14 protein-coding genes are annotated in these 15,525 nt (G+C 61.2%); all 14 read right to left on the bottom strand.

The window, feature by feature from the left end:
• Positions 1–2: 2 nt before the first annotated feature.
• Positions 3–788: an SDR family oxidoreductase gene (locus tag AC2I9W_RS11510; RefSeq protein WP_158392459.1), complete on the bottom strand. Its 786-nt coding sequence runs from the start codon at positions 786–788 to the stop codon at positions 3–5.
• A gap of 207 nt (positions 789–995) precedes the next feature.
• Positions 996–2,159: an acyl-CoA dehydrogenase family protein gene (locus AC2I9W_RS11505; RefSeq protein ID WP_486410088.1), complete on the bottom strand. Its 1,164-nt coding sequence runs from the start codon at positions 2,157–2,159 to the stop codon at positions 996–998.
• On the bottom strand, positions 2,156–3,316 hold the full coding sequence (locus tag AC2I9W_RS11500) for an acyl-CoA dehydrogenase family protein (protein WP_486410087.1): 1,161 nt from the start codon (positions 3,314–3,316) through the stop codon (positions 2,156–2,158). Before AC2I9W_RS11500 ends, AC2I9W_RS11505 begins: the two co-directional genes overlap by 4 nt.
• Positions 3,317–3,383: 67 nt before the next feature.
• Complete coding sequence (locus AC2I9W_RS11495; protein WP_486410124.1) at positions 3,384–4,259, bottom strand: SDR family oxidoreductase; 876 nt, start codon at positions 4,257–4,259, stop codon at positions 3,384–3,386.
• A 60-nt stretch (positions 4,260–4,319) separates the two neighbouring features.
• Positions 4,320–5,876 (bottom strand): amidase, encoded by a 1,557-nt coding sequence (locus tag AC2I9W_RS11490; RefSeq protein ID WP_486410086.1) that lies wholly within the window; start codon positions 5,874–5,876, stop codon positions 4,320–4,322.
• Positions 5,877–5,890: 14 nt separating this feature from the next.
• Complete coding sequence (locus tag AC2I9W_RS11485; RefSeq protein WP_486410085.1) at positions 5,891–7,474, bottom strand: amidase; 1,584 nt, start codon at positions 7,472–7,474, stop codon at positions 5,891–5,893.
• Between the two features lie 115 nt (positions 7,475–7,589).
• Complete coding sequence (locus AC2I9W_RS11480) at positions 7,590–8,744, bottom strand: acetyl-CoA C-acetyltransferase (protein ID WP_486410084.1); 1,155 nt, start codon at positions 8,742–8,744, stop codon at positions 7,590–7,592.
• Positions 8,741–9,880 (bottom strand): acyl-CoA dehydrogenase family protein, encoded by a 1,140-nt coding sequence (locus tag AC2I9W_RS11475; protein WP_486410083.1) that lies wholly within the window; start codon positions 9,878–9,880, stop codon positions 8,741–8,743. Before AC2I9W_RS11475 ends, AC2I9W_RS11480 begins: the two co-directional genes overlap by 4 nt.
• Positions 9,881–9,897: 17 nt before the next feature.
• Positions 9,898–11,052: an acyl-CoA dehydrogenase family protein gene (locus tag AC2I9W_RS11470; protein ID WP_486410082.1), complete on the bottom strand. Its 1,155-nt coding sequence runs from the start codon at positions 11,050–11,052 to the stop codon at positions 9,898–9,900.
• Between the two features lie 28 nt (positions 11,053–11,080).
• Positions 11,081–11,839, bottom strand: a complete 759-nt coding sequence (locus AC2I9W_RS11465; protein WP_486410081.1) for an enoyl-CoA hydratase family protein — start codon at positions 11,837–11,839, stop codon at positions 11,081–11,083.
• Positions 11,840–11,861: 22 nt separating this feature from the next.
• The gene (locus AC2I9W_RS11460) at positions 11,862–12,950 is read right to left on the bottom strand and encodes a nitronate monooxygenase (protein ID WP_158392475.1); all 1,089 of its coding nucleotides are present in this window, start codon (positions 12,948–12,950) and stop codon (positions 11,862–11,864) included.
• Positions 12,947–13,849, bottom strand: coding sequence for an enoyl-CoA hydratase (locus tag AC2I9W_RS11455; protein WP_486410080.1), 903 nt, complete (start codon positions 13,847–13,849; stop codon positions 12,947–12,949). Before AC2I9W_RS11455 ends, AC2I9W_RS11460 begins: the two co-directional genes overlap by 4 nt.
• A 1-nt stretch (position 13,850) precedes the next feature.
• Entirely contained in the window at positions 13,851–14,621 is a 771-nt protein-coding gene (locus AC2I9W_RS11450; RefSeq protein WP_486410079.1) for a CoA-transferase subunit beta, read from the bottom strand.
• 12 nt (positions 14,622–14,633) lie between these two features.
• The gene (locus AC2I9W_RS11445; protein WP_158392481.1) at positions 14,634–15,512 is read right to left on the bottom strand and encodes a CoA transferase subunit A; all 879 of its coding nucleotides are present in this window, start codon (positions 15,510–15,512) and stop codon (positions 14,634–14,636) included.
• Between the last annotated feature and the right edge of the window lie 13 nt (positions 15,513–15,525).

The raw sequence follows: 15,525 nt of genomic DNA, 5'->3' as shown, positions 1-15,525 counted from the left end.
AATCAAGCCCTTTGCGAGCTGACGGAAACCACTTCGCCCGTCATGTATGAGGAGTAGTCGCTGGCCAGGAAAATCATGACGTTGGCCACCTCCCAAGGCTCGGCACCGCGGCCAAAGGCTTCCTTTTCGGACAGCTTGGCCAGCAGCTCTTCAGAGGCCGACTTCTTGAGGAAGGCGTGAATGGCAATCGAAGGAGCCACTGCGTTGATGCGGATGCCGAATTCGGCCGCTTCCAGCGCCGAGCAGCGTGTGAAAGCCATCACGCCTGCCTTGGCCGCTGCGTAGTGGGCCTGCTCGGTCTGAGCGCGCCAGCCCAGCACGGAGGCGTTGTTCACAATCACGCCCTTGCCGCGAGGCTGCATGACCTTGAGCGCGGCGCGCGTCATGCGGAAGGTACCGGTCAGGGTGATGTCGATGACCTTACCCCACTCGTCGTCGCTCATGTCGACAACCTTGCAGCTGGTGCCCAGGCCTGCGTTGTTGATCAGCACGTCGATGCCGCCCATGGCCTGGTCGGCTTCGGTGATCAGTGCCTGAACCTGCTCTTCCTTGCTCACGTCGCAGAGCTTGCCAAAGACCTGGGTCAAACCCGTATCTTTCTTGATTTGCTCCACGGCCTCTGCCAGACGACGCTCGTGAACATCCGAGATATACAAGGCTTTGCAGCCCTCTTCTGCTGCACGTTTGGCAGCAGAGAAGCCAATACCGGCGCCAGCAGCAGCGGTAACGAGCACAGTTTTGTCTTTGAGCAGACCGTGGGGGGCAACGTAGGAGGGAGCGCTAATCATGTGTCATTCAGAAGGTAGTTAGCTTGATCTTCAGGTCCTCGCTGCATTGCAGCATCGTCACTTTGGACGATAGGTCATTCCCTAATGTCGCCAGACCGACATTCGAAACGTAAAAATGCTGCAAACCATGAGTAAAAACCCTTGGTTTGCAGCATTTTTTCTATGCCAACCGGAGTACTCTGCTCTCCGATCAAGTCGTCCCTGCTATCAACGCGGCATGCCCAAAGCGCGCTCGGCCATGAGGTTCATCTGAATTTCATTGGTGCCTGCATAGATCGTGTCCGCACGGCTGACCAGCCACAGCTGCTGCAGCGGTGCCAAGGCCGGATCGCTCAGCGCCAGCTCGCCCTGCTCGCCCAGCACATCCATGGCCAGCTCGCCCAGATCGCGGTGCCAGTTGGACCAGGCATATTTGGAGACCGAAGCCACGCGGAACGGCGTGTTTTCGTCGCTGGAGCGCAGCGCATGGGCGCGCAGCGTCTGCAGGCCCATATCAGCCTTGGCCAGGCGCTGGCGAATCAGCGGGTCGCGCGCCGTGCCATTGCGCTTGGCCAGGGCAATGATCAGATCCAGCTCATGGCGGAAATGCGCCTGCTGGCCCAGCGTCGATGCTCCACGCTCGCACCCCAGCAGGTACATGGCCACTTTCCAGCCCTCACCCACGGGTCCCAGATGCAGCGCGCCTTCGGTACGAGCTCCGTCGAAAAAGACTTCGTTGAACTCCGAACCACCGGTGATCTGACGAATGGCTCGCACTTCCACGCCGGGCTGCTTGATGGGCACCAGCAGCAGGCTCAGGCCCGAGTGGCGGGTGCTGCCCTCTTCGGTACGCGCCAGCACAAAAATCCATTCGGACTCATGCGCCCACGATGTCCAGACCTTCTGGCCGTCGATCACCCACTCGCCCGTCGCCTCATCGCGGCGCGCCTTGGTGCGAATCGCGGCCAGGTCAGAGCCCGCGCCGGGTTCGGAATAGCCCTGAGCCCAGTAGTCAGTACCGGCCAGAATGCCAGGCAGAAAGCGCTGCTTTTGCTCGGGTGTGCCAAAGGCCATCAGCGTGGGCGCCAGCAGCGTTTCGCCAATATGGCCGATACGGCCGGGACCGCCGCAGCGTACATACTCTTCGTGGAAGATGACCTGCTGTGCCAGCGGCAGATTGCGCCCGCCGTATTGCACATCCCAGCCAAGGCCGGTCCAGCCGCCCTTGGCCAGCTCTTGTTCCCACTCCTTGGCCAGTTGCGCGTCATAACCATCAGAGCCCAATCCCGCCGCATGCTTGAGCGGCGCAAACTTGCCCGTCAGGTGCTGAGTCATCCATTCACGCACCTCGGCGCGAAAGGCTTCGTTGATTTCCGATTCCTGCATATTCATGCTGCCTCCGCCATCTGATCTTCTTGTGCTTGATCCAGCAGACGCGCTGCAATCTGCTCGCGCCACTGCTCCACTGTGCCCATGCGCTGGCTGGATGCCTGCGCGCGGCGGAAGAACAGGTGAGGATCGAACTCCCAGGTAAAGCCCACTCCACCGTGCAGCTGAATGCTTTCACGCGTAGAAAAGAGAGCAGCCTCCGTAGCATCTGTACGGGCTTGCGCTGCAAAGTAAGTCAGATCTGTTGATTCGCCAGCGCTATCAGCTATGAAAGCTGCAGCATAAACGGCAGAGCGTGCGGTCTCCACCTTCACCAGCATCTGCGCTGCGCGGTGCTTGACGCCCTGAAAACTACCCACGGCCTTGCCGAACTGCTGGCGTTCCTTGGTGTATTCCACAGCCAGGTCCAGTGCCCGCTCGGCCACGCCGACCTGCTCGGCTGCCAACCCAATGGCCGCGACATTGCGAGTTTGCGCCCACAGCTTGGTCAGCGCTTCGCCATGGATAAGAACGGCCGCGCCTGTCAGCTTCACATTGGTCGCCGTCACATTGGCGCTGCTGCGCGTGGCATCCATGGTCTTGAGGGCTTGCACGCTCAGGCCTTCAGCCTTGGCGCTGACCTCCAGCAAGCCCAGCGAGCCGCAAGGCAGCGTGGCGGGCAGCAGGAACACATCGGCGTGCGCACCCGAGCCGATCTGGCCCCACTGGCCGTTCAGCACCAACTGATCGCCTGTAGCGCCTTCAACCTTGACCGTCGCCGCTGCGGGCAACTCGCCGCGCACCGTCATGCCCAGCACGCAAATCTGGCCGGATGCCGCCAGGCGCTCGACCACGGGCAGTCCGGCTTCGGTCTGGCTCAAGGCCTGCCACAGCGGAGTCACGGCCACCACCGCATCAAAAAAGGGCACGCAAGCCAAGTGGTAGCCCATCTTCTCCTGCAGCAGCACCAGCTCGCGCAAGCCCAGGCCCATGCCGCCAGCGGCTTCAGGCAAGGCCACGCTACACCAGCCCATCTCCACCACCTCTTGCCACAGAGCGCGGTCCAGACCGCCCTCGGTTTCAGAGACTTTGCGCACTTGCGCCGAGCTGCTTTTTTCCTGCAAAAACACCGCCGCGCTTTCGGCGATCATTTTTTGTTCTTCGTTCAGACTTAAATCCATGATGGCTCGCGTCCTGAGTTCTTCATCAAAGGGGAAAAAGCCGGGCACTGTGACCCGGCTCCAGGCATCAGGTGCCGTAGACTTTCTGCGGGGTCTTGCTTTCGGCAATCAGCTGATCGACCACGGCGGTCAGCTCGGAAGGCTCCCAGCGGCCTTGCTTGTCCTTGATCTTGCCGGTGAACCAGCCGTCGGCCACGGACAGCTCGCCGCCCTTGGCTTCAAAGCAACGGCCCGTCACATGCCTGGACTGGCTGCTGCCCAGCCACACGACGATGGAGGCGACGTTCATGGGATCCCAGACGTCAAAGCCGGACTCGGGCTTCTTGACCATATCGGGCATGGCACCTTCTGTCATGGAGGTGCGCGCAGCAGGTGCCAGGCAGTTGACCGTAATGCCGTAGCGCGACAGCTCGGCGGCCTGCACCAGCGTCAGGCCGGCGATACCGGCCTTGGCTGCAGCGTAGTTGCTCTGTCCGATGGAGCCTTGCAGGCCCGCGCCGGAGCTGGTGTTGATGATGCGAGCATCCACATCCTTGCCCGCCTTCTTCTGATCGCGCCAGTAGCCGCCGAACACCTTGGCCATGCAGAAGTGGCCGCGCAGGTGCACGCGCATGACCATGTCCCAGTCTTCTTCAGTCAGGCTCAGGAACATGCGGTCGCGCAGCACGCCAGCGTTGTTGACGATGACGTTCACATCGCCAAAAGCAGCCAGCGTGGCATCCAGAATCGATTGCGCACCGGCCACTGTGGTGATGTCGCCCGTGTTGGCAATGGCCTGACCGCCTGCGGCCTTGACCTCATCGGCCACGGCCGCAGCAGCTTCGGCACGGATGTCGTTGACCACCACATTTGCACCTTCTTGCGCGAAGGCCAGCGCGTAAGCGCGGCCCAGGCCACCGCCTGCACCGGTGATGACGACGGTTCTCTGGTTGCAAATACCCATTTCTTTCCCCTTTTGCTTGCTATGCAGGGCGGCGGTCATGCCGGCCCTGCCTTCTTGAAATTACGCTTTGAAAACGGACAGATCCGGCATGCGGCCTGCCCATGGAACGGTTTGCTCAAGCTGGGCAGCCAAGCGCAGCAGGCGACCTTCACGGCCAAAGCGGGCCGCAAAATGCGCGCCCACCGGCACGTTGTCTGCCGTCCAGTGCATGGGCACGGACATGGCAGGCTGACCACTCATGTTGAACAGCGCCGTATAGGGAGAGGACTTCATCGCCTCTCCCATGAAGGACTCGTACGGCTGATTAAGCGAAAGCTTGCCCAGCAGCGGTGAAGGTGCCGCCGTGGTGGGCGTCAGGATCAGGTCGTACTGGTTCAGGAACTGATCGAGAATGCGCCCGCCCGTATCAAAGCTGCCGCGCGCCAGAAACATCTGCTCGGCCGTGTAAGTCCTGGCTTTTTGCAGAGTCTGCCAGTCCAGCGGCTCCAGCTCATCCTCGCGCACAGCCCGGCCCAGCAGCTTTTCACGCTGGCTGATCGTGACCATCATGCCCACCGAAGTCATCACACCCATGCCGGTGAACATCTCGGCCACCGGCAGCTCGGGCATGGCCTCTACGACTTCATGACCAAGTGCCAGGCACGCCTTGATGGCCTTGTCGAGTGCTGCCTGGCAATCGGGATGCACCGGCACGCCGAAATAGTTTTTCTGCCATACGGCAATGCGCAGCTTCTTCTCAGGCTGAGCCAGCGCTTGCAGATAACTGCCTTCCACATCGCGTGGAGGGATTACCCGAGAGCCATCTTCAGGGCCACGTGTCAAATCCAGCAGATGCGCGCTGTCACGCACCGTACGGCTGACCACATGGTTCATGGACAAGCCCATCCAGCCTTCCATGTTGACCGGTCCTGCAGGCAGGCGTCCACGGCTGGGTTTGAGCCCGAACACGCCGCAGGCCGAGGCCGGAATGCGAATGGAGCCGCCGCCATCACTGGCATGCACCACGGGCAAGATGCCAGCGGCGACCACGGCCGCCGCACCGCCGGAGGATCCGCCAGCGCTGTGCTTGCTGTTCCAGGGGTTGAGTGTCTGACCGTAGAGCAAGGACTCGGTCGTGGCCGTCTGGCCAAACTCGGGCGATGCCGTCTTGCCAAAGATATTGAGGCCGGCCGCCTTGTAGCGTGCCACCAAAGTACTGTCGTAGTCGGCCACAGCGCCTTTGTAGAAGCGGCAGCCATTGGTGGTGACCGTGCCCTTCATGTACTGGTTCAGATCCTTGATCAGAAACGGTACGCCCCACATTGCCGCCTTTTGCGTGGCCTGCTCGCGTGCTGCCGCCCCCAGCGCAGACATGCTCCGGGCCTGTTGGCGCGCCAGCTCATAGTCCTTGATGACCACGGCATTGAGCTTGGGCAAGGCCTCGACACGCGCAATGGCGGCATCCAGCGCCTCCAGGGGGGTCACATCGCCGCTGCGAATCTGCTCGGCCCACGCGTATCCGTCCATGCCTGCTCCTTGATCTGCTGACTGGCTCGCAGTCTGCGTTTTCGCTCCAGAAGGCAGCGCTGCCGCTGCAACCGCGGCCCCAGCGCCTTGAATGAAGTTGCGTCTATCCATCAACCAGCTCTCCTTTAAGCCTTGAAGGCAGACAGATCGGGCATACGCTGCGCCCAGGGCATGGCCTGCTCCAGCTGGGCCGCCAGGCGCAGCAAGCGCCCTTCGCCACCAAAAGCCGCCACAAAGTGCGAGCCCACGGGAAGGCCATCTGCAGTCCAGTGCAAAGGCACGGACATGGCGGGGTGTCCGCTGATGTTGAACAGCGACGTGAAAGCCGAGGAATTCATGGCCTCAGCGGCATAGCTCTCATAAGGCTGATCCAACCTCAAAGCGCCAATCTTCTGCGCAGGCACCGCCGTGGTGGGCGTCAGAATCAGGTCGTATTGAGACAAGAAGGCATCGATCAGGCGCCCTGCCTTGTCAAAACCGGCGCGTCCGCGATATAGATCCAGTGCAGAGGCTTTTTTCGCGCCCTGCAAGGCAGCCCAGTTCAGTGGCTCCAGCTCGTCTTCGCGCACGGCACGGCCCAGTTGCTTTTCACGGTAGTCGATGGCACTGAGCAAGCCTGCAGACATGCCAGGCCCCATGCCGGCAAAGATTTCTGCCACAGGCAGCTCGGGCATGGCTTCTTCGACGATATGGCCCATGGCCTCACAGGCCTTGGCGGCCTTGTCCACGGCTGCCAGACATTCGGGGTGCACGGGAGAGCCAAAGTAGTTTTTGCGCCAGACTGCAATGCGTAGCTTCTTCTCGGGCGGCTGATTCAAAGCCTTCAGGTAGCTGCCCTGCACATCGCTGCCGGGGCGCACGCGAGAGCCATGCTCAGGACCCGCACTCAGATCCAGCAGCAAGGCGCTGTCGCGCACCGAGCGGCTGATAACGTGGTTGGCAGACAGGCCAATGGCGCCATCCAGAGAGTCAGGCCCTGCCGGCACACGGCCACGACTGGGCTTGAGGCCAAACAGGCCGCAATGCGCGGCCGGAATGCGGATGGAGCCACCGCCATCGCTGGCATGCCCCACGGGCAAGATACCTGCAGCCACTACCGCAGCCGTGCCACCGGAGGAGCCTCCGGTCGTATGGCTGGCGCTCCAGGGGTTGCGGGTGACGCCATAGAGCTTGGACTCCGTGGTGGTGGTCATGCCGAATTCTGGAGAGGCCGTCTTGCCAAAGATATTCAGGCCTGCCGCCTTGTAGCGCTGCACCAGTGTGGAGTCATGTGCGGCGACCGCATCCTTGAAGAAGGCGCAGCCCTGCGAGGTCACGGTGCCAGCCATGCTCACACCCAGATCCTTGAGCACAAAGGGAACACCCCACAAGGCGGCCTGCGCTGTAGCGCTCTTACGCTGGGCTGCACTCAGTCCCGAGAGATTTTTGGCATGAGCACGTGCTTGTTCGTAGTCCTTGATGACCACGGCATTGAGGCCGGGCAAGGCTTCGACTTTGGCAATCGTGGCGTCCAGCAACTCCAGCGGCGTGACTTCGCCCTTGCGCAGCTGCTCTGCCAGATTGATGGCGTCTGCAGGAGTGTTGCTTTGTACTGCAACCTTGGTCTGTGCTTGGGCAGCCGGCAATGCAGCTGCCGCAGCTGCCGCAGCAGTCGCTGCTGCACCCATGAGAAATGTTCTGCGATCCGTGTCTGTCGCGTTGTCTTGCATGTCTTTGTCTCCGTTGATTTTTTATGGGGTGACTTGCGAAACAGCTAACTTTTGTGACCGTTATGAAGTGTTCAACGGCATACAGGCACTCCTTGAGTGCCTGTATTGCTCGCTATCAGAGACGCTCGATGATGGTCACGTTGGCCTGACCGCCACCTTCGCACATGGTCTGCAGGCCATAGCGTCCGCCCGTGCGCTCGAGCTCATGCAGCAAGGTGGTCATGAGTTTGGCGCCCGATGCACCCAGCGGATGGCCCAGTGCAATAGCGCCACCGTTGACGTTGGTCTTGGCGTGGTCGTAGCCGGTTTCCTTGAGCCAGGCCATGACCACCGACGCGAAGGCTTCGTTGATTTCGACCAGATCAATGTCGGCCATGGTCATGCCAGCCTTCTTGAGTGCGTACTCGGTGGCAGGAATCGGTGCCGTTAGATGCCAGATGGGGTCATCGGCGCGCACGCTGATATGGTGGATGCGGGCACGCGGCTTGAGGTTGTAGCGCTTGAGCGCTGCCTCGGACACCACGAGCACGGCTGCTGCCGCATCGCAGGTAGAGCTGGAGACCGCTGCCGTAATCGATGGGTAAGTCGGATCCACCGGCTCCAGCGTGGCCATCTTCTCCAATGTGCTCAGACGGGCGGTTTCATCCATCTTGAAATCACCGAAAGGCACGATTTCGCGGTCGAAGCGGCCTTCGGCAATCGCCTTCAACGCGCGGTCATGGCTTTCCTTGGCAAACACTTCCATGTCGGCACGGCTCACGCCCCAGTGGTCGGCGATGCGCTGAGCCGCATAGAACTGGTTGACAGGCGCATCGCCAAAACGCGCCTGCCACCCCTTGCTCTCAGCAAACGGCGTGGTAAAGCCCAGGGGCTGACCAGCCAGCATGGCCGAGGAAATCGGAATGGCTGTCATGGTCTGCACACCGCCGGCCAGAATCACGTCCTGCGTACCGCTCATCACGGCCTGAGCCGCAAAGTGGATGGCCTGCTGGGACGAGCCGCACTGGCGATCGATCGTGGTGCCGGGCACGTTCAAAGGCATGCCCGCTGCCAGCCAGGAAGTACGGGCTATGTCGCCCGCCAGTGCACCAATGGTGTCCACGCAGCCAAAGATCACATCGTCGTAATCAGCAGCGGGTATGTCATTGCGTTCGACCAGGGCCTTGATGACATGGGCGCCAAGGTCGGCACCATGCACCGTGGCCAGAGAGCCTTTGCGCTTGCCAGTGGGCGAGCGCAGTGCGTCAACGATATAGGCTTGGGCGCTCATGCAGCCACCTCTTCAGCAATATTTTTGATAGCAGCCTGCACAGAGCAGGAGCCGGAGAAAGCACTTTCACGATCAAAAGTCGCACCAGGCCCAACGGGGGCATTGGGGCTGCTCAGCAAACCTTGTGTCAGACGCGCAGAGTGGTAGCCCTTGTCGCCCCAGGCGGCATCCAGCACCCACGCCCGCTTCATGAACATCTGCAGATCGACTTCCCAGGTGTAGCCCATGGCGCCATGCACCTGCAGGCTGTTGCGGGCAGCAAACCAGCTCGCTTCGCTGCACTGCAGCTTGGCGTGGGAGATGCGCACGGCCAGATCGGTCTCGCCCTGCTGCAACGCATAGAAAGCGCGGTAGAGCACGGGCTTGGCAAATTCGATCTTGGTGACGATGTCTGCCAGGTGGTGCTGAACCGCCTGGAAGCTGCCGATGACCTTGTCGAACTGCTTGCGCTGTGCCGCATAGTCCACGGACAGATCCAGCATGCGCTGAGCCAAGCCCACCATCTGGGCCGCAGCGGCCAGAGCGCCGCGCTCACCAGCGGTTTCCCAGACCTTCTGCCCCTGAGCGCCATCGAGCACACGGGTCGCATCCGAAGCCTTCCAGTTCACTTTGGAGAGGCGGCGCGAAGAGTCAATGCTCTTGAGCGGCGTGATCTCGCACTGCTCAGGCATCAGCAGGTGCAGCTCCAGGCCCGTAGCCGTCGCATGGGGCAGCAGCAGCAAGTCAGCCAGTTCAGCATCTGCCACCGTGGGGTTGACGGGGTGGCCCACGGCCACACGGCAGCTGCCTTCGGCAATCTTGCTCAACCAGGCACGGCTCTTGTTGCCTTCAGGCAAGGCGGACAACATGCCCACCGCCACATAGGCTGTGTCGGTCAGCGAGTCGGGCAAGGCGTAATAGCCCACTTCCTGCAGCAGCAGTGCCCAGTCCACATCGGCCATGCCCATGCCGCCATCGGCTTCTGGGGCCGACAGGCCCATCAGGCCCTGCTCGGCAATCTTGGACCACAGCTCAGGGCTGCGACCGCTCTTGGTTTCCCAGATATCGCGCAGCAACTCGGGAGCCGCCTCGGTCATCAGAAAGCGGCTGATGGAGTCACGGAATGCGATTTGATCTTCGGTAAAGGTGAAGTCCATGGTTGTCTCCCTGCCGATCAGGATTTGGGCAGACCCAGCATGCGCTGGGCAATGATGTTGCGCTGAATTTCGTTGCTGCCGGCGTAGATAGGGCCGGCCTGCGAGAACAGGAAACCTTCCAGCCAGTCGTTGGCTTCCACATCGTCAGCCAGCTCGGCACGCGAGCCCAGAATGCGCATGGCGGTTTCGTTGATCAGAATGTCCAGCTCGGACCAGACAATCTTGTTGGTGCTGGCCTCGGCGCCGATCTGCGCACCCTTGTTCAGGCGACCCACCGTGTGATACGAAGACAGCGTGTACGCCTCGGCACCCTGCCAGGCGCGCAGCACGGCATCACGGATGGAGTGGTCGCGATCTGCATCGACCTGGTTGCGCAGATAAAGATCCACCAGCTTCTGCGCGCTGCGCTGATAGCGAGCAGGAGAGCGCAGCAGCAGGCCACGCTCAAAGCCAGCCGTGGCCATGGCCACATGCCAGCCCTTGCCTTCGGCACCCAGCAGGTTCTCGACGGGCACTTCCACATCGTCGAAGAAGATTTCGGCAAAGTGCTCACGACCGTTGATGGCGCGAATGGGGCGCACAGTGATGCCGGGCGTGTTCAGCGGCACGAGGATGTAGCTCAGGCCGTGGTGGCGGCTCGAAGTAGGGTCGCTGCGGAACAGGCCAAACACCCAGTCGGCAAACACAGCGCGGGTGGACCAGATCTTCTGACCATTCAGAACGTACTTGTCACCCTTGCGGATGGCACGGCTGCTGATGGCCGCCATGTCGGAGCCGGCATTGGGCTCGGACCAGCCCTGGGCCCACATATCGTCGCAGCGGGCCATGCGGGGCAGAAAACGGGCCTTCTGCTCGGGCGTTCCGAACTCCATCAGCGTGGAGCCCAGCAGCAAAATGCCGTTCTGGTTCACGCGGGCGGGGGCATCGGCGGCCCAGTATTCCTCTTCAAAAATCAGCCACTCGGTCAGGTCGCAGCCGCTGCCGCCCAGGTCCTTGGGCCAGGTCACGGCACTGTAGCCCGCGTCGGCCAGCTTGGCTTCCCATTGGCGGTGCTGCTCAAAACCTTCGCGGGTGTCGTAGCTCTGCAGGCGCTGCTTGGGCACATTGTTCTTGAGCCACTCGCGCACTTGCGCACGGAAGGCTTTCTGAGCGGGGGTATAGGTCAAATCCATGTGTTGTCTCCTCTGCGCTCTTCGGTGCTCAGAATTTGGCGTCGCGCTTTTCCACGAAGGCGCTGCGCGTCTCGGCGGAATCAGGGCTCATGTAGGCCTGCAGGGTGAAGCCCTGCTCCCAGCGGTATTTGTCTTCCAGGTTGCCGTCTTCGATACCGGTCAGCGCTTCCTTGGCGATGCGGATCATGGCGGGGCTCTTGGCGGCAATCTTGTTGGCGATGTCCATGGCGGTGTCACGCAGCTGCTCACGCGGCACCACGCGCTCAATAGCGCCCAGACGGAATGCTTCCTGCGCACCAATCATCTCGCCCGTGAAGAACAGATAGCGCGTCTTTTGCACACCGAACATGCGCTGCAGGTGAGCAGCACCGCCCATGGCGCCACGGTCCACCTCGGGCAGGCCGAAAGTCGCATCTTCAGCGGCGATCACGATGTCCGATGCACCGCAGATACCGATACCGCCGCCCAGAACAAAGCCGTGCACGGCAGCAATCACGGGCACCTTGTTCAGGTGCACCGCCTTGAAAGTCGCGTAGTTGCCGGCATTCACATCGACGATGAGCTTGTCGTTGGAGGCCAGCTCCTTGATATCGACCCCGGCGCAAAAGCCCCGGTTCTCGGCGCGAATCACGATGACCCGCACTTCGGGCTTGTCGCCCAGTGACTGGATTTCACGCGCCAGGCCATTCCAGCCGGCTGCGTTCAGAGCGTTGACGGGGGCACGGTCAATGACCAGCTCCGCCACACCATTGTCATGAATAGTGGAATGAAATTGTTGATTGGACATATCCAGCCTCTTTGGCTTGTTGTTATGCGGGAGTCATTGCATTCAATGCGGTGCGGCGTTCCATGGCCTGGCGAACAATGCCGCTGATCACGTCTTCGCAGCTGTCGAGCTTGCCGATCAGCGCAGCCACCTGACCGGCCGACATCACGCCTTCGGCCGGGTTGCCGTCCACCATGGAGCGCTGCAGCAGCATGGGAGCATTGGCCGCCATCACGGTCTGGGCCACGGAGGACGAGTCCTCGCGCACCGCCTTCATGAAAATGCTGATGGCCTGAGCGGTGGTCATGCCGGTCTCGGCCTTCCATTGCAACGCCAGGCTCAGGGCGATGCGCAAGCGCTTCATGGGGCTGGCTTTTTCCAGCATCGCCAGGTATTCGTTGGGAATCATGCGCTGCGGCATGCCGTCGACCAGGTGAGATACCGCAATCTTTTCTGCGTCTTTGGTCGCCAGATAACGCTGCAGCGTGGCTTCAGGCACCTTGGAGTCGCTGGTCATCAAAAAGCGTGTGCCCATGGCGATACCCGATGCACCGTAGGCCAGAGCGGCCAGCAGACCTCGGCCGTCGTAGAAGCCGCCAGCTGCAATCACGGGAACCTGCACCGCATCCACTACCTGGGGCAGCAGCACCGTGGTCGGCACGCTGCCGGTATGGCCGCCGCCCTCACCGCCTTGCACCGTGATGGCATTGGCCCCCATCTCGATGGCTTTTTGCGCATGCTTCAGGGCTCCCACCGTGGGCATGCAGACGATACCTGCATCACGCAGACGGCCAATTACCTTCTTGTCCGGGCCGCGGCCATAGCTCACGGCACGCAGACGGTATTTCACAGCCAGGTCCAGCAATTGCTGTGCGTTGGGCTGGAACATGTGAAAGTTCAGACCGAAAGGCTGATCGTCGGTCTCGCGCTTGACGCGCAGAATCTCTGCTTCGATCTTGTCGGCAGGAATGGTGGCACCGGCCAGGAAGCCAAAACCACCCGCATTGGTCGTTCCAATCACCAGATCCGCCCCGGCCACATAGCCCATGGCAGTCTGAATAATGGGGTAGCGGCACCCCAGCAGGTCACAGATAGGGGTATGCAGGCTGCCCATGTCGTTCATATTGCTCATGCCTTTGACTCTTCTTTGTTGGCCTTGACCATGGACTTGGCATCCTGTCCGCCGAGTTGCCCCATGCCCATGGCCTGGCTGTGGGCGTGGGCAAAGTGGTGATAACCAAAGGCCATATCCATGGTGGAGCGCAGACCTTGCAGCTCTTCTGCCTTGTTCACGACCATCTTGGTCAGCGCCAGGCCCAGACGGGGCTGGGCCGCCATGCGCTGCGCCATCGCATAGACCTGCTCCTGCAGCTCGGCGCGCGGCACAACGCGGTTGACCATGCCCATCTGATAGGCACGATCAGCTCCCATGCGATCGCCCAGCAGCAAAAATTCTTTGGCGATACGTGGGTGCAGCTCGTGAGCATGGGCAAAGTATTCGACGCCGGGGATGCCCATGCGTACCACGGGATCCTGGAAGAAGGCGTCATCGCTGGCCACGATCAGGTCGCAGACCCAGGCCAGCATCAGGCCGCCGGCCACGCAAGCGCCCTGCACCATGGCAATCATGGGCTTAGGAATGTCACGCCAGCGGCGGCACATGCCCAGATACACCTCTTGCTCGCGGGCAAAGAGTTGCTCGCCACCGGGCTTGTTGGTGTGATCCCACCACAGATGCACGCGGTCAAAGGGCTTGTTGATGTCACGCCCGGGAGTACCGATATCGTGACCTGCACTGAAGTGCTTGCCCTCGCCGCGCAGCACGATGACCTTGACGCTGTCGTCATCGGTCGCCTTGCGGAAGGCAGCATCCAGCGCATAGGTCATCTGCGAGTTCTGCACGTTGTTGAACGTGGGCCGATTCATGGTGACCGTGGCAATGCCGTTGTCCACGCTGTAGAGCACAGGCTCATCGGTTTCGTAGACGGCCTTGTCTTCGCGTGTCACAAATTCGCTGGATGCTGCATCCATGTCAGGCTCCCATGACTGTAGCGCGCAGGTTGTGCGGATCGAGCTGAGCCAGCAAAGCCAGCTGCTCAGGCGTGGGATCAGGCGTCACACCCACTTCAGCAGGGACATAGATGGGGAAGCCTGTTGCCTCCTGCACCTGACCCACGGTCACGCCCGGATGCAAAGACACCAAACGCACCTGATAGTCGGGGCCACCAAAGTCAAACACGCACAGATTGGTGAAGATGAAACGGATGTCCGTGGTCTCCTCCAGCGTCCAGCCCTTGGCCAGACGTGCGGGGTTGTAGCCCACGGAGCCAACCACATCCACCTCGCCCGACACAAACACCTTCGGGCTATGGTTAGGCACAAAGAAGGAGTTGGCGTGATTGATGGAGTTGCCGGGGAAGCCGCGCACGCCCAGCATCATGGACTTGGGCTTGGCGTAGTCACTGCCCACCATGGAGATATTGCCCTGACCAAAGCGGTCCACCTGCACGGGGCCCACCATGGCGTGGCGCTTGCCACCCCAAACGTTATCGAAGATGCGGCCAAAGCCCATCCAGCTTTCGCGCTTGATCTGATAGTCACCACGTGGGCCCACTGGCACAGGTTCGTTGACCACCCAGGCTTCGGAGTCAGTCATGATCAAGTCCGTGTTGATGGACTTCATGCACACCGATGCGGCCAGACGAGGCACCAGGCCAATACCCGTAGCCAGCACCTCACCATCATTTTCCCAGGCACGTGCCGCGGCGCAGATGACGCGATCTACCAATGCAATTTCACTCATCTTCCTGCCTCCTCAGAACACGGGCAAGGGCAGGCGCTTGATTGCGTCCATACCACCCACTTTTTCCAGATATTCCTGCTCCGTGCACTGCACGTACTTTTGCTGGTAGTTGTCCCAGCCGCCCTCTTCTTTGCTGCTGGCCACGTATTCCTTGAAGTGCTTGACGTCAAAGCCATACTGAGGTGCGCAGGAGGTGGGGTGCGCTCCGCCTGGCAGATGCACCACGCCCGTGGTCTCGGAACGCTCCCAGAACACCAGGCGAGCGGCCTCTGCCGACTCGAAGCTGCTGGCTTCAACCAGCTCGTCGCAGCTCACATAGGTGTTGGTAGCAGCGCGGGCAAACAGGTCATCCATGTAGATGTCGGGACCTGCAATCTGGCAGACACCGCGTGCATCAGCACGGTCCACGTGCAGCAGCGCCACATCCAGCTGGATGGCAGGCATGGCCACCCATTCCTTGCCGTCGTAGGGCGACTCGATCAGCTTGATATCGCTGTTGTGCTTGAGCACATCGGTACCCAGGCCCACGCGGGTCGGGATGTAGGGAATACGCATGGCAGAAGCCTTCAGGCCCAGCACCATGTGACCTTCGTCAATTTCCATGACTTCGATCTCACCGTTCTGGCGGGCCTTGCGGAAATAAGGCTCCAGTGGGATGAAGTCCAGCGACACAAAGGCGAAGATCAGCTTCTTGACCTTGCCTGCGGCGCACAGCATGCCCACATCGGCGCCGCCATAGGCCACCACGGTGAGGTCCTTGACGTCGCTGCGCAGCAGCTCACGCACCAAAGCCATGGGCTTGCGGCGTGGCCCCCAGCCACCAATACCAATCGTCATGCCATCCTTGATGGATGCCACAACGTCCTTTGCTGTCATCAATTTATTGGCCATCTCTCAAGCCTCC

The sequence above is a fragment of the Comamonas sp. FUJ_7 genome (assembly GCF_057369555.1).
This window is presented reverse-complemented; position numbering and strand designations above follow the sequence as displayed.

What these genes read in the sequence shown, in the direction of transcription:
- AC2I9W_RS11470 (WP_486410082.1), bottom strand. Translation starts at nt 11,052, where the DNA reads ATGGATTTGACCTATACCCCCGCTCAGAAAGCCTTCCGTGCGCAAGTG.
- AC2I9W_RS11490 (WP_486410086.1), bottom strand. Translation starts at nt 5,876, where the DNA reads ATGGATAGACGCAACTTCATTCAAGGCGCTGGGGCCGCGGTTGCAGCG.
- AC2I9W_RS11455 (WP_486410080.1), bottom strand. Translation starts at nt 13,849, where the DNA reads ATGGATGCAGCATCCAGCGAATTTGTGACACGCGAAGACAAGGCCGTC.
- AC2I9W_RS11505 (WP_486410088.1), bottom strand. Translation starts at nt 2,159, where the DNA reads ATGAATATGCAGGAATCGGAAATCAACGAAGCCTTTCGCGCCGAGGTG.
- AC2I9W_RS11510 (WP_158392459.1), bottom strand. Translation starts at nt 788, where the DNA reads ATGATTAGCGCTCCCTCCTACGTTGCCCCCCACGGTCTGCTCAAAGAC.
- AC2I9W_RS11485 (WP_486410085.1), bottom strand. Translation starts at nt 7,474, where the DNA reads ATGCAAGACAACGCGACAGACACGGATCGCAGAACATTTCTCATGGGT.
- AC2I9W_RS11445 (WP_158392481.1), bottom strand. Translation starts at nt 15,512, where the DNA reads ATGGCCAATAAATTGATGACAGCAAAGGACGTTGTGGCATCCATCAAG.
- AC2I9W_RS11475 (WP_486410083.1), bottom strand. Translation starts at nt 9,880, where the DNA reads ATGGACTTCACCTTTACCGAAGATCAAATCGCATTCCGTGACTCCATC.
- AC2I9W_RS11450 (WP_486410079.1), bottom strand. Translation starts at nt 14,621, where the DNA reads ATGAGTGAAATTGCATTGGTAGATCGCGTCATCTGCGCCGCGGCACGT.
- AC2I9W_RS11460 (WP_158392475.1), bottom strand. Translation starts at nt 12,950, where the DNA reads ATGAGCAATATGAACGACATGGGCAGCCTGCATACCCCTATCTGTGAC.
- AC2I9W_RS11500 (WP_486410087.1), bottom strand. Translation starts at nt 3,316, where the DNA reads ATGGATTTAAGTCTGAACGAAGAACAAAAAATGATCGCCGAAAGCGCG.
- AC2I9W_RS11495 (WP_486410124.1), bottom strand. Translation starts at nt 4,259, where the DNA reads ATGGGTATTTGCAACCAGAGAACCGTCGTCATCACCGGTGCAGGCGGT.
- AC2I9W_RS11480 (WP_486410084.1), bottom strand. Translation starts at nt 8,744, where the DNA reads ATGAGCGCCCAAGCCTATATCGTTGACGCACTGCGCTCGCCCACTGGC.
- AC2I9W_RS11465 (WP_486410081.1), bottom strand. Translation starts at nt 11,839, where the DNA reads ATGTCCAATCAACAATTTCATTCCACTATTCATGACAATGGTGTGGCG.